This window comes from Microcoleus sp., from assembly GCF_049646505.1.
Taxonomy (GTDB): Bacteria; Cyanobacteriota; Cyanobacteriia; order Cyanobacteriales; family Microcoleaceae; genus Microcoleus.
Genome location: NZ_JBARVX010000241.1, coordinates 1 through 13677, shown reverse-complemented (window position 1 = coordinate 13677; position 13677 = coordinate 1). Strand labels below are relative to the sequence as shown.

Genomic DNA, 13677 nt, shown 5'->3' with positions numbered 1-13677 from the left:
GATCCGCCGAATCAATCCAAAATCTAAAATCTAAAATCCTCAAACCCCCGAATTTATCCGTGGGGTCGCCTCCAAAATCTAAAATCTAAAATCTAAAATCTAAAATCGAATGACGGCTGACTCAGTTGCACCCGCAGCATCCTCAGTGCGGTAAAGTTTTTTTATGAACAATCACGACTACCCCAACGCCCTCGATACTGAGACGGAACTGGAAAGCCCTTTGGATCAATTAGACGAATCCGAACCCCCGCTGCCAGATCCAGAGGAAATGCTGCCTTTGCTGGAATCCCCGGAACCTCAGCACCGGATGATTGCGGCGCGGGCTTTTTGCGAACTGCAGGACGATCGCGCGATTTCGCATTTAATTAATTTGTTGAGAGACGGTTGCCCCTTGGTGCGGGTAAGCGCGGCTTATGCTTTGGGGCGAAATCCGAGTCCCGATGCTGTGGAACCGCTGATTCTTCAGCTCAACCGCGATTGGAACGGTTACGTTCGCAAAGGGGTAGTTTGGGCCTTGGGAAATTGCAGCGACCACCGCGCTTTGCCATCTTTAATTGATGCTTTGAGAACTGATATTTCGGCGGTGCGTTTGTGGGCGGCGAGTTCGCTGGGTCAAATGGCAAAGGTTGGTTACTATGTGGTGATTGCTGCGATTCCGCCGTTGATTCAATCGCTGCGGCGGGATGCTGTGTCTGCTGTGCGGAGCAACTCTGCTTGGGCGATCGGGCAACTGGCGCGGGAATTGCCGAATAATGTAGTGTACGCTGGGGCGATCGACGCTTTAATTGAATCTTTAGAAGAAGATGAAGATATGGGCGTGCGGGAAGATGCGAAATCTTCCCTGTTGCGAGTCGGCGACCCGCGCGGTTTGCAGACAATTGAAGATTTAGAAATGGAAGGAATTTTGTGATATAATTAGTACAATTAAACATCATTTACTAATTACAAATCATGTCTTTCATCAATCCCAAAACAGATTTTGGTTTCAAAAAAATATTTGCTTCGCCCCAGAGCAAAGAAGTTTTGATTAGCTTCCTCAATGCTATGCTATACAACGCAGAGCCGACAATTAAAGATTTAGAAATTATCGACCCCTACGCCGCACCTAGCGTTACTGGGTTAAAAGACACTTACCTAGATGTCAAAGCAAAAATTACAGGCAACAAAACTGTAATTATCGAAATGCAGGTCATCAATGTAGAAGCTTTTACTAAGCGGGTCATATATAATGCAGCAAAAACCTACGCAACTCAACTCAAACGGAGAGAAAGCTACTCAAAATTAAATCCTCTCATTGCTCTCACAATTACCGATTTTATTTTGTTTGAAAATACAGAAAAGTTTCGGTCACATTTTGTTTTCAAAGAAGTTGAAGAAAATTTCGAGTATTATAGAGAAATCGAGTTAGTATTTGTCGAACTCCCGAAGTTTCAGAAAAAATTGGAAGAAGTTGAAAATCTGATTCAAAGCTGGATTTATTTTATCAAAAATGCTCCGGCACTAGAAGAGATACCGGAGAAATTGGCATTAGTACCCGAAATTGAAACAGCTTTTAACATCGCTAACAAATCTAATTTGAGCCTGAAAGAGTTAGAAGATTTAGAAAAGCGGGAAATGTTCTTTGAAGACCAACGCGGTGCAGTTATAAAAGGGATGCAAGAAGGTCGCCAAGAAGGCATAATTGAGGGGCAAACAGTATTAATTCTCCGTCTACTCGCGCGGCGCACTGGTGAAATTTTGCCGGAAATTCAAGCTCGCATCCGGCAGTTATCTCCAGAACAATTAGATGAGTTGGGAGAAATATTGCTCGATTTTACCAGTCAAGAGGATTTGATAGCTTGGCTGGAATCGGTTTCGGGATGAATCTCTACACTCATTGAGTTCGATCGAGAGGACTTGAATCTTCTTTTTGTCTTTGAGTCCATCAGGACTAAAGTCCTTACTGCAAACCGATTTTACCTGAGAGAAACCGGGTTTTTTACCAAATCTGCGGGTATAAACCTATATTTTCCCAAAAAACCCGGTTTCTGACTGCATTCCAAATCCCCAAATCCCCAATCTACAATCCCAAATCGTCCGATTTGCCGATCGCGATTCCAGCCAACCACGCCGTAGTCCACGCGCTTTGGAAGTTGAAACCGCCCGTTACGCCGTCGATATCCAAGATTTCGCCAGCAAAGAAAAGTCCCCGACAGCGGCGGCTTTCCATTGTCTTGAAATCGACTTCTTTTAAGTTAACACCGCCGCAGGTGACGAATTCTTCCTTAAATGCGCCTTTCCCAGCAATCTGATATTCCCCTTGAACGAGTTCTAGCAGGAGGCGATCGAGGGTTTTGTTGGATAAGTCGGCCCAGCGTTTTTGTTCGTCAATGCCGATCGAACTTGTCAAACGTTCCCAGAGGCGGCGCGGTATTGGAAACGGACAGCTAGAGGCGATCGATCTGTGCGACAACTGCGACTTAACCGCTAGCAGTTGCTGCCGCAAAACCTCCCCGTTGTACTGGGGAAGCCAATTAACCAGCACAGATGTTTTGTAATGGCGATCGTGCAAAAATCTCGCACCCCAAGCCGAAAGTTTGAGTACAGCAGGCCCGCTTAAACCCCAGTGAGTAATTAACAAAGGCCCGCTTTGTTCTAATTTAGATCCCGGCAATCTTACCTTAGCATTAGGAACCGAAATTCCGGCTAAATCTTTGATTCGACTGTCAGAAATATTAAAAGTAAATAGAGAAGGAACCGGCTGTTCTACAGTATTACCTAACTCTTTTGCCCACTTAAAACCCGACGGATTGCTGCCTGTAGCGAGCAGAATGCGATCGCACTTAAATCTCTCCCCCGATTTCAACTCAATTTCAAACGTAGGGGCGGTGCCCCCGTGCCCGCCCTCTGCGTTATTGCCCGTTAATTTCGTTACTGAAACCACTGAATCGCCCGTGCGAATTTTCACGCCTGCATCCTCAGCGGCCCGGATCAAACAGTTAACAATTGTCCCCGAATCGTCTGTGATCGGAAACATTCGCCCGTCTGCTTCTGTTTTCAATTTCACACCGTGACCGGCAAACCAATCAACAGTATCGCGCGGTTGAAATCGAGTAAAAGCACCGCGCAGAGCTTTCCCTCCTCTGGGGTAATTCTGCACTAAAACACCGGGGTCAAAACAAGCGTGAGTGACATTGCAGCGCCCGCCGCCAGAGATGCGAACTTTTGCTAGGACTTGTCGGCCAGCTTCTAGTAAAGTGACGCGGGCTTGCGGGTAGGTTTTCGCGCAGGTAATCGCACTAAAAAAACCCGCAGCACCGCCACCTATGACTGTAATTTTGAGCATTCGATCGGACAAATTTTTTCTCGCTTATTCTGGTTCAAAATCGGATTTTGCCGCCCCGCAAGTGGGACAAACCCAATCTTCGGGGATATCTTCAAAGGCGGTACCGGCAGCTATGCCTCCGTCGGGGTCGCCTACTTCTGGATCGTAGACGTAAGCGCAAAGCGTACAAACGTATTTTTTCATTTCCTTAACTCAATTTTATATTGTCAGCCTGTAGATTGTACTTGATAGCGCCACCTAATGCAATACTAATTTCTAAAAGTAATGAAACTTTGGGTGATATCAATTCCGGTTGCACTCATACATGATGTTAACTGTTAACTGTTAACTGTTAACTGTTAACTGTCAACAGTGAATTTACTATTCCGATGCTAACGAATTTGATATAATTCCCAAATTATTATTAAAAATTAAGTTGTTTACAATTATAAATTCTAAAATCTAATTAAGTCTTGCACAATTAAAAAATCTAAAATCTAAAATCGTCAAAGCCTCCAGAACCGCAGTTCTAGAGGCTTGATTCTATCTTTTATTAGTTCATAAATGTGGAAAACTAGACTTTTGTTAAAGGCTTAGTCCAAACGCCGCTTTCATCTTCTTCGTACTGCTGGTGAATGGCTTCCCAGGCGGTGTGTTCTGCTTGTATCGAGTCGTTGCTTTCGTCAAATGCGGTGTTGTAGGATTCGATGAAGGTTTTTTGTGCTGCTTCCGACAGGTGCGATCGCACTTCTGGAGACAAATCTGCCGGACTGTTGCAGCGACCTTTGACGGCGCGCGGCAGCGTCATCTCGCTAACTGAAACTTCTTCACCGCCGGCACTTTCTAGCAATAGTTGAAATTCGCCCGATTTATCTGCGGCGACTTCTGCCATCACGAGAAATTCGCCTGCTTCGACGCGGGTTTGATAGATAGTTGCTTTCTCTTCGGGCATTCCCAAGGCGACTAAAGCCGAAACTAAACCCGCACCGGCCGAACCTGCGATCGCGCCGCTAGCTGCACCCAACAGTACAGCACCCAGCGGGCCCGCGGATACTACTGCACCGATAAAGGGAATAAACAGCACGCCGACGCCGGTTAGCAAACCCAAAAAAGAACCAAATAAGGAACCAAAAATCGCCCCGCTTCGCAAGCCTCCTAAAATTACATCTTTTTTAGTCAGAAAGCCGGCAATTTTAGTTTTGGACTGAAAGTTTTTCCCCATGACTGAGATGTGGTCGCGGGAAACTCCGCGATCGAGCAACCGCCGAATTACGCCGTCTAATTGTTCTTCTTCCTTAAATACGGCTGAAACTGTGCGTTCTGCTAGATATTCCTCTGTCATTGTTCCTCCTTGGTGGTTTGTCGATTAGTTGTGCTGATTTTTAGTATAATAGGACACTGTAGGGCGATCGCATCGATCTTGAGAGAGAGGTGAGTGCGATCGGAGATAGTTTGAGGCTCTATCAAAAGAGTTAAGGAATTTTGTAATTGGCGATCGTTCAACTCTGACAGAAACTTATTCATCTCTGATATAAGCCCCCAAATATTCTAGTTTATTTATCATTTCCTCTGCTGACTTAGCCGCCATTAAATTCAATATTCCCCGCCACTGAGCGCCTACTGAGTAATTTTGTCTGGGTACAACAATAATTCCTGAATGACTTCTTTTTTGTTCAGCAAAAATTCTGTGCAAACGACAGAAATCTCCCATATTAGAACTGTAAATAACGCGCCCTTGCTCAGTTGCCCAGATTAGCTGTTCCTCATCTGAAGAGCTAAGTTTGTTCGCGTCTGAGGTAGTCATCACCTCTACAGCAGAATTACGCAAAGATTCTACCAACGAAAGATTACCCGAATCTTCATCAATATAGAGACTAATTTTACTCACGATAACTTACCTGTCATGTATTCAGCTTCCCAATACTTGCATTCTTCGTAGTACGCCGCTATCTCAGCCTCAACTTCCTCTTTATTAGCGTGATAATAAGCCAAGCCTGCATAAATTTGTGCTAACGTCAAATGCGGAAACTCTTCAGCAATTTTTTCAGGAGTCATTCCTGCTTTGTAGTCAATTGCTATGCTCCGAACGGACATTCTTGTACCTGCGATGCGGGGGCTGCCCCCGCAAGTTCCCGGCGTGCGGACAATTAGCGTTCCAATATCAACGGCAGTTGTCATATTTACCTCGATTGAGTTAACTTTATTTTATTGTAGCGCAGCTTCATTTCTACCCGATCGCACTTTCGCAACATTAACCAATGCCACTAGCACCTTTTTTTCCTGTCGTTCATCCCATTCTCAAATCTACTTTTCCCGGATGTCTGTGGACGGGAGATATCAACAGCCGAGAAATAGCCCTAACATTTGACGACGGGCCGCACCTGCAGCACACCCCTCAACTGCTAAAAGTTTTAGATAAATACGACATCAAAGCAAGTTTTTTCTGGCTGGGATTTTGCGTTGACAGACATCCAGAAATTGCCAAAGAAGTGTGCGATAGCGGACACTGGATCGGTCTCCACGGCTACCAGCACGTATCGTTTGCCAAACTCAAAACCCACGAACTAAAACAAAGTTTAGAAGACACGCAAAAAGCTATTAGCAAAGCTTGCGATTTAGACCCAGAATTAATCCGGGACGTGCGGCCGCCGAACGGCATTTTTATACCGCGAACATTAGAGTTATTGCAGCAGTGGGAATATCGTCCTGTAATGTGGAGTGTCGTCCCGGAAGATTGGGTGCGGCCGGGGGTGATGAAAGTTACTAGCCGCGTCGTGCAGCAAACAGAAAACGGTTCAATTATTGTACTCCACGACGGCTATTCCGGCGGCGAAGATGTTGCCGCTGCTGCTGATAAAATCATTCCATTGCTGTTGTATAAAGGTTACAAGTTTGTAACAATCGATCGCCTTTGGGAACAACTTTATGCCTGATTGTGTCTGTGCGATCGCACCTGTCGGAAGTAATCGCCAAGGTTGAAAATTGCTTGGGTCGGAATCAGGGCGCTGCCGCAAATCCGCAAGTCATGAGTAGGTTAACAAAAACAGGGTAAAATACCAGGTATTGTATAAAATTTGCTTCGGTTTCGATCGCAAATAAAACAAGTAGAGGAGGCTGTTCTATGGTTCGATCGCACAAACGTCAAGCTGTCATCGCTTTAGTCGCAGCTTTGGGCACAATCATCGGAAATTTAGTGGTTCCGGGCCTGAATGCAGCCCCGGCATTGGCCCAGGCCAAATTTCAGGATGTTAAAGACCATTGGGCCCAAGGTTGCATAGAAGAATTAGCAGACAAAAAAATCATCAGCGGCTACTACGAAGACGGCAGTTTTCGCCCGAACCGCCCAGTCAGCCGCGCTGAGTTTGCGGCGATGCTGCGGAGGGCTTTTCCCGATGCGAAAACCGTCCGCAATCCGATAAACTTTGCAGATATTCCCACGAATTACTGGGGTTATCAACCAATTAGAGAAGCTTATCAAACTGGTTTTTTGTCCGGTTACAGCGGCAGTATTTTTAACCCGACTTTGAACATTCCCCGCTGGCAGGTTTTGGTAGCTTTAAGCAGCGGCTTGAAATATACGCCTGCGGGCTCAGCTCCTGAGATTTTGGATGCGACTTTTGAAGATGCGCGAGACATTCCCGAACTGGCAAGAAATGCGATCGCCGCCGCAGCAGAAAAACAACTTGTGGTCAATTATCCCGCCGTCAAACAGCTAGAACCTACGCGCAATGCAACCCGCGCCGAAGTAGCAACTTTCTTGTGTCAGGCGATCGCCAAACCCGGTCAAACAGCCTTAGTTCCCTCGCAATACATCGCGCAAGTTCCCCCGGATATCGGCGGCCCCAGAACCACAGAAACCTCCGAGTCTGGGAAAGTTCGGGCAGAAGTTTCTTTCGTGAAAGAAGCAGAAAATGCTAAAAATATCCGCATCAAAATTATCCGCAGCGGTCAAACTTTATTAGAAGAACCAGTGCTAATTCCGACTCGTACTCTAGTAGACAATCCCGACCAAAAAACCAGCGAACAAGTATCGGAAGGGCGTTTTTTGTCAGTGCGAATCCGCGATTTAGACGGGGACAAAGAACCGGAAGTGTTGGCAGATTTAGTATCAATCAAAACAGGAGTTCGCTGCTGCAATTATTCGTTTATTTACCGCTACGACCCGGCAGCAAAGAAATACACTCATATCAAGCATTTTTGGGGCAATGTGAGTTACGAAATTGTCGATTTTGGCAAAAACGATATCCCGGAATTCAAGAGTCTAGACGGGCGATTTGCGGAGGCTTTTACAAATTATGCGGATTCTCGCTTGCCGCTGCAAATTTGGCAGTACCGCCAAGGTAAAATGGAAGATGTTACCAAACAGTATCCGGTGGAAGTATACACAAATTCTGCTGAACTGTGGCTGGAATCTAGAAAGCGATCGAGCGAAGAAGCAGAGGTAAAAGGGGTGTTGGCCGCCTTCATGGCCAGCAAGTATGTTGCGGGTCAAGAGGCCGAAGGTTGGCAATTGTTGGACAAAGTTTATCAACAGCGCGATCGCACTCAATTCTTTGCGAAATTGCGCGAGTTTTTGGTGAGTACGGGATATGCGAACAAGTAGATAAAGAACCCCCTAAATCCCCTTTTAAAAGGGGAGTAGGGGTTGAGGTTGAACGACTCATGTTTTCGCCTTAAGCAAGGGAACTTTCAAGACTTTCCCCCCCACGAAGGCAACAGTCGAAAGTTCCGCCAACATCATGACGGCGATATTCTACGCTAATGCTATCTGAGGGGTGATTTTCGGCAAAGGTTTTTACCTGGTACTTTTTGAGAATACAAACATTCAGACTTAAATATTTTTCCAAAAACTTTATAAATAAATACCAAAATTAGTTGCTGTTTTAGAAGTTAAGCTAAAATAAGTATAAAATATCCCACATAAAATCCCTGAAAATGGTATATCCACCTGCACCTTGGCACCTGCAAGGTTATGCTGTTCAGACTTTACAATTGATAGATGTGGCACGAGTGCGGGCCTTGGTTCCCTCTGAGTTAGAAATTGTCTCTTTATTGCCGGGAAAAACCCTTGGGGGAATTTATATATCCTCCTACGGGCTGGGTTCCGTGATGGAGTACAATGAGTTAATTGTCGTAAGCGCGATCGCCAATTATGCAGGAAAATGGGGCGCTTGGATTTCCCACATCTACGTAGACAACCCTAACTCGGTAGCCGGCGGGCGCGAAATTTGGGGACTTCCTAAAGAATTAGCTCAATTTAGTTGGGAAGGCAACGATGCGGTAAAAGCAACACCGCTAGGCTACCGAGTTACAGTTAGCCAAGCAAACCGTCAACTGTGCAGTCTCAATTACAGCCAGCAAAGTTTAGCGCTACCTGTACCTTTTAGCGGAAATATTTTCAGCACCGAACGCAGCAATTTGCTATTATTTAGAGGTGAATTTCAGTCTCGAATCGGTTTGATTAAAGGTAAATTAGAAGTAACTGAAGAAAGTCATTTTTCCAGTTTGAATTTAGGTCAGCCCTTGCTTACCGTGGCCTGCGAAGATATGCGTTTAATAGCAGGTGCGCCGGAAGTTGTGGGGAACAGAGCCGCTGAATTCAGTTATTAGTTAAACTTGGTATTTACCGACAATTACTGCGTCAAGCAGGAATTGCAGGTCTATATTAAAGATAAAGAAACCGGGTTTTGCACCATTAAAAGCGTTGATGCAGTATGTTGGCAAAAAAAAACTGGTTTCTGATTGCTCATGCTGATTGTAGTGATACAAATTTCATAAAGTAGCGCTAGATATTACCCCCCCAAACCCCCCCTTACTAAGGGGGGGCTAAGACTTCATCCATACCACATTTTTATAAAAATGGTATGAAATTAAATGAATTCCGGTTGCACTCCTCATGATGTTAACGGTTAACAGTCAACCGTCAACAGTCAACAGTTAACCGTGAATTTACTATTCCGATGAAGAGAAGATTTGATATTAAATGCCAGCCCCCGGAGCGGCTTGGGCACCCATTTCTAAAACTGTACCGCGCAGGAAATCAATTTGCTGCTGAAAATCCATGCCCTTAATCTTTGCTAATAAAGCATTTCCAGCTTCGGGAAGTTTGTAGTCGGAAGGTACGGGAATAATAGTTCCTTCGTCCATTCCTACTGCCAGGAAATACCAAAAAGCCAGCTTCGTTTCAGGGCTCATCGAGCCGTACATCCGGCTGATTTCAGTATTGGCTTTTGAGGCTATGTCGCGCATTACTTGCAGTTGTTCTTCCTTGGGCAGCGGCTTGACTTGCTCGAACAAACCCTCAGCGATTTCGGAACCGGCAGCACCGGGAGCCGCTGGCGTGATTGACTTGCCCATTTCGGTGTAAACAAACCACAGCAAACCTAATTGATCGTCTACATTCAAGCTCTGCATATCTGCTTTTCCTTGGTCGTAGGCGCTAGTAGTAGAAAATGTCATTTCAGTCTCCAAAATAATATGTATTGCTCTGTTTGTTTATGGCAAAAACTTGTTTTGCTACTTAATAAAAGTTAGCAAATAAATAGGGAGGCTAGAATCTTGCTGAAGGTAGAGATGAACCCCGACAGTAATTGGTGGTGGCGGCTCCGAAGGTGGTAGGAAGTTTACAACTAAAGGATGATGCGGTGTGTCTCAGGTCAATTAGATTGAGAGCGTCAAGTTCGATCGATCGCAATTCAGTTTTTGTTCATTTTTAAGTACGTAGGTGCGATCGATCGAACATTTTTTGCCGTTGGAGCGAATACGATATTATATCAAATCCGGTAGCATCGGAATTATTCATATCTCTATTCTCTCTCTGTGTCCTCTGTGTTCTCTGCGGTTAAATCATTCCGATGCAACCGGAAACGATATTATTCCCAAAAAAATAGGCTGGCATAAAGCCAGCCTAGAATCAGGAGAATTTTAATTGAAACTTGTTGAAACTCTAGCTAAACAAACCCGAAATACCGCCGACTGCTATTGCTCCAGCCAGAGCCGAAACAACCACAGAAGTTAGAGCCGTACCGAACAGCCACCAAGCAGCAGTTGCCGCAGCTTCGCGCGCATCTTCTGCTTGCTGCTTGGTCTTTTTCTTGATATCTTTAATGCGTTTTTTGGCTTGCTCTTGCAGGCGTTCCGAGCGCGACAGCACGCTGTCCCTGGCTCCTTCAATTTGGTCGATAATTTTGTTAGCTTGGCCTTCTGAAATATCGGAGCGAGAGCTAATTACCGCGACTAAAGTACCGCGATCGAACTCGCCTAAACGCTCTTTAATCGCGTCAAATCCGGCCTGCGGGTCGTCAAACACTTTGCGGAAGTCTCGCTTGATGCTTTCGTAGTTGAGTTCTGGTCGATCGAGCGAATTGAGGTAATCCCGAATTTTTCCGAAAATACCGTCAATTGCCGACTGGAACTTGTCTTGCACCATTTGAAGTTGTTCGACAAACTCGTTGCGGACAGATTCGATCCGATCGGCAATTTGGTTGGCTTCCTCTTCGGAGATGTCTTCCCGCTGCGACAGCAAGGCTACCAGCGTACCGCGATCGAAGTGCTTCACGCGATCGCCCAAACTTTGCATCCCCATTCCCGGCTCGTTAAACAGCAACTGCAAATCGCGTTTGATACCTTCGGGATTGAGTTCTTCCTTGTTGGTATTTTGCAAGTAATTTTCTAAACTTCCTTGGAAATCCGTTACTCTTTTTTGAGCGCGAGATGCCAAGCGGCGGGGCGATTTCACAATGCTGCGAATCGAATCTTGCACGCGGTCGATCGTCCGATCGATTTGTTCTTCGCTCAAATCTTCCCGCTGCGAAAGCAACTTGACCAAGGTTTCGCGATCGACCTGAGACAGCCTTTCCCGCAGCGCCAAAGCGCCTTCTTTCGGATTTTCAAACAATTTGGTCAAATCCCGATTGATGGCTTCTGGATCGAGTTCTTCCAGGTTGGTATTCCGCAGGTACTCACCAATTTTGCCAGTAATTTCTTCGTACTGCTCTTGAGCTCTATCGGCAATTTTTTGCGGTGCGTGGATAATGTTGTCGCGCACGGATTCGATTTTGTCGATCGCCCGATCGATCTGTTCTTGGCTGAGGTCTTGGCGCTGTGAAAGCAACTGCACCAACGTATCGCGGTCGAATTGAGACAAGCGTTCTCTCAGCGCTTTCAATCCCGCTTCCGGGTCGCTTAACAGCGTTTGAAACTCGCGCTCGATCGCTTCAGGATTGAGTTCTTCCTTATTAGTATTGCGGAGATAGTCTTCAACCTTTTGGCGCAATTCTTGTGCTCGCGATTTCGCTTGTTCTTGCAATTCTTGAGATTTGGCAATTACGCGATCGCGCGAACTTTCCAGCCGCCCGATTAACTGATCTGCTTCTTCCGGGCTGAAATCTTCCCGCTGGCCGAGCAATTGTACCAGAGTATCGCGGTCAAATTGATCCAGGCGATCGCGCAACGCCTCAAAACCAGCATCGCGATCGTCCAAAAGCGCTTGGAAATCCTTCTCGATACCTTCAGGATTCAATTCTTCCTTACCGGTCGATCGCAAATAATTCTCAACTCGGCTGCGTAAATCTTGAGACTGTTCCTCACCAGCAGCATCTCGAACAATTTCCAAAACTTCTTGACGGACACCTTCAAGCTGTTCGGCAATTTCCGCCGCCTGTTCCTGACTAAACCCCTCGCGGCGGCCCAAAATCCCTACAAAATACTCAGGATTAAACATCTCTAACTGGCGCAAAACCGCCCCCGGAGAAGCTTCGGGATCGTAAATGACATCCCTAAATTCCTGCTTGATAGTTTCTCGGTTGAGATGCCAAGGTTGAGTATTCAGCAAGTAATTTTCCACATCAGCCTTAGCTGTATTGAAAGGCAGAGCAGGCAATTTATCGCCCACCTTATCGCTCAAAGACTTAGCTTTTTCCTTCCCTTTTGCAGTTAGTTGCTGCAACTGACCAGAGATTTTTTCAACATCCAAATCAGACAAATCCGTCCGCGACAAAACAGTGCCCACCAGAGCTTCCACACCAAACTGCATCGCCCGGTTCATGCCTCCGCTGGACTCGGATTTATTTTCCCTACTTTCCAGAATTTGAGACAGCTTGGCGTTCAGTTCGTCAGACTTCAGCAAATCGGGAGCCGCAAATTTGAGAAAATCAACTAACTCTAAATTCGGGTCTTTGTTTTCTTGCTGCTTGCCAAATGTTTGCTTCCACACGCCTTCTAGTTGGTCAGCAACTTGATTTATTTCCTCTTTAGAAAAATCGCTGCGGCTGCTAATCAAATCCACAAAAGTCTGGCGGTTAACATTCTTTAAAACATCGGTTCCAGCCAGAGATTTGATATCGGCATCCCCCAGCAACTTTTCAAATTGACCGCGAATTTCTTTGACATCTAACTTCGGCAACTGCAAAGAACCCACATAATCTTGCAGTGTTTCGCGAATGCTCTCCGGGTCTACAGCCGAGCTCAATTCGCGGCGGACAGCAGCCACAGATGCTTCTACAGTATTGACCATTTGGTCGCCCGCCATCTTGCCGCCGATCGCTGAACCGGCAGTACCCATAACGCCTTGAATGCCTGAAAAAGCAGTTTTTATCAAGGAACCAATCATCGAACCTACGGCGCTAGAACCCAGCCATACCAGGGTTAAGAAGTACGCAGCCCAGATGACTACACCAATAATTGCCGCTCCATCTACCGAGGCAATTGAAGTTAATTTGACGGCTAGAAAACAAGCTAAAAATAAAGCTAGGTTAACTGTGACTAAAATCCAACCGCCGACTAAACCTTCAGTCTTCCGAACTTTAGTGCCTAAAGTTTCAAACTCGTCATCGTCATCATCATCGGGTAAAGCGTCGTCCCAATTAGATATTTTAGCGGCAATCGAGAAATTTGTTAACAGAAACTGGAAGCCGAAAGCCATAATGACTCCGGCAATTAATGCCACGAAAAACTGAGGACTTAGAAACATCAGCCCTGCGATATCCGGGTGCTGGAACGGGACATCTCTTTGCACCGGCATTTGGGCAATATTGAATTTGGGACTGTACAGCGACATTAATAACTCGCTTTCAAACATAATTTACCTCCTAAAATTTGATACCTGTTCAGGCATATGGAAATCTACCCCTAACTTTTATCTAGGGGAGTTTGAACTTTATAGATGGTGATTTTTTTCGTCAGGCTTGATCTTTCGGAAGCCCCGATCCGTCAAATTGGGATGAGTAGTAGATTTGTTCTTTACTTATTTCATCCTTACTGTTGATTATGCCTCTAGAACCTGAAAAATAAATCCCTCTAAGGTCAGAAATTAATACTTATACCATTTTTCTTTCATATGTGCTATGGATGAAGTCTTAGCCCCCCCTTAATAA

General features: G+C 45.6%; 13 protein-coding genes. 5 read left to right on the top strand and 8 right to left on the bottom strand.

The features are described from left to right. The first annotated feature begins 163 nt into the window (after positions 1 to 163). Both WBA89_RS12955 and WBA89_RS12950 read left to right on the top strand, forming a co-directional pair. Positions 164 to 910: a HEAT repeat domain-containing protein gene (locus tag WBA89_RS12955; RefSeq protein ID WP_424406965.1), complete on the top strand. Its 747-nt coding sequence runs from the start codon at positions 164 to 166 to the stop codon at positions 908 to 910. Positions 911 to 951: 41 nt separating this feature from the next. Next, entirely contained in the window at positions 952 to 1863 is a 912-nt protein-coding gene (locus tag WBA89_RS12950; RefSeq protein WP_424406963.1) for an Rpn family recombination-promoting nuclease/putative transposase, read from the top strand. A 196-nt stretch (positions 1864 to 2059) separates the two neighbouring features. On the opposite strand, the gene WBA89_RS12945 is transcribed toward WBA89_RS12950, so the two are convergent. The 6 genes from WBA89_RS12945 to WBA89_RS12920 form a co-directional block, all read right to left on the bottom strand. Further along, positions 2060 to 3325, bottom strand: a complete 1266-nt coding sequence (locus WBA89_RS12945; protein WP_424406993.1) for an NAD(P)/FAD-dependent oxidoreductase — start codon at positions 3323 to 3325, stop codon at positions 2060 to 2062. A gap of 24 nt (positions 3326 to 3349) precedes the next feature. Beyond that, a complete protein-coding gene (rd, locus tag WBA89_RS12940) occupies positions 3350 to 3508 on the bottom strand; it encodes a rubredoxin (protein WP_424406961.1) in 159 nt (52 codons plus the stop codon). Positions 3509 to 3878: 370 nt separating this feature from the next. Then, on the bottom strand, positions 3879 to 4646 hold the full coding sequence (locus WBA89_RS12935; protein ID WP_424406959.1) for a ChaB family protein: 768 nt from the start codon (positions 4644 to 4646) through the stop codon (positions 3879 to 3881). After that, positions 4643 to 4828, bottom strand: a complete 186-nt coding sequence (locus WBA89_RS12930; RefSeq protein ID WP_424406957.1) for a hypothetical protein — start codon at positions 4826 to 4828, stop codon at positions 4643 to 4645. Before WBA89_RS12930 ends, WBA89_RS12935 begins: the two co-directional genes overlap by 4 nt. Continuing rightward, complete coding sequence (locus WBA89_RS12925; protein ID WP_424406955.1) at positions 4821 to 5192, bottom strand: DUF5615 family PIN-like protein; 372 nt, start codon at positions 5190 to 5192, stop codon at positions 4821 to 4823. The genes WBA89_RS12930 and WBA89_RS12925 overlap by 8 nt, the downstream gene beginning before the upstream one ends. After that, positions 5189 to 5482, bottom strand: coding sequence for a DUF433 domain-containing protein (locus tag WBA89_RS12920; RefSeq protein ID WP_424406953.1), 294 nt, complete (start codon positions 5480 to 5482; stop codon positions 5189 to 5191). The genes WBA89_RS12925 and WBA89_RS12920 overlap by 4 nt, the downstream gene beginning before the upstream one ends. Before the next feature lie 80 nt (positions 5483 to 5562). On the opposite strand from WBA89_RS12920, the gene WBA89_RS12915 reads away from it, so the two are divergent. From WBA89_RS12915 to WBA89_RS12905, 3 genes are all read left to right on the top strand, one after another. Next, positions 5563 to 6237 carry a polysaccharide deacetylase family protein gene (locus WBA89_RS12915; RefSeq protein ID WP_424406951.1) on the top strand — a complete coding sequence of 225 codons (675 nt, stop codon included), beginning with the start codon at positions 5563 to 5565 and terminating at the stop codon, positions 6235 to 6237. A gap of 188 nt (positions 6238 to 6425) precedes the next feature. After that, a complete protein-coding gene (locus WBA89_RS12910; protein ID WP_424406949.1) occupies positions 6426 to 7907 on the top strand; it encodes an S-layer homology domain-containing protein in 1482 nt (493 codons plus the stop codon). A 332-nt stretch (positions 7908 to 8239) separates the two neighbouring features. Beyond that, a complete protein-coding gene (locus tag WBA89_RS12905; protein WP_424406947.1) occupies positions 8240 to 8914 on the top strand; it encodes an acetoacetate decarboxylase family protein in 675 nt (224 codons plus the stop codon). 369 nt (positions 8915 to 9283) lie between these two features. On the opposite strand, the gene WBA89_RS12900 is transcribed toward WBA89_RS12905, so the two are convergent. Both WBA89_RS12900 and WBA89_RS12895 read right to left on the bottom strand, forming a co-directional pair. Further along, entirely contained in the window at positions 9284 to 9763 is a 480-nt protein-coding gene (locus WBA89_RS12900) for an orange carotenoid protein N-terminal domain-containing protein (RefSeq protein WP_424406945.1), read from the bottom strand. 487 nt (positions 9764 to 10250) lie between these two features. Next, entirely contained in the window at positions 10251 to 13382 is a 3132-nt protein-coding gene (locus WBA89_RS12895) for an MFS transporter (RefSeq protein ID WP_424406943.1), read from the bottom strand. Between the last annotated feature and the right edge of the window lie 295 nt (positions 13383 to 13677).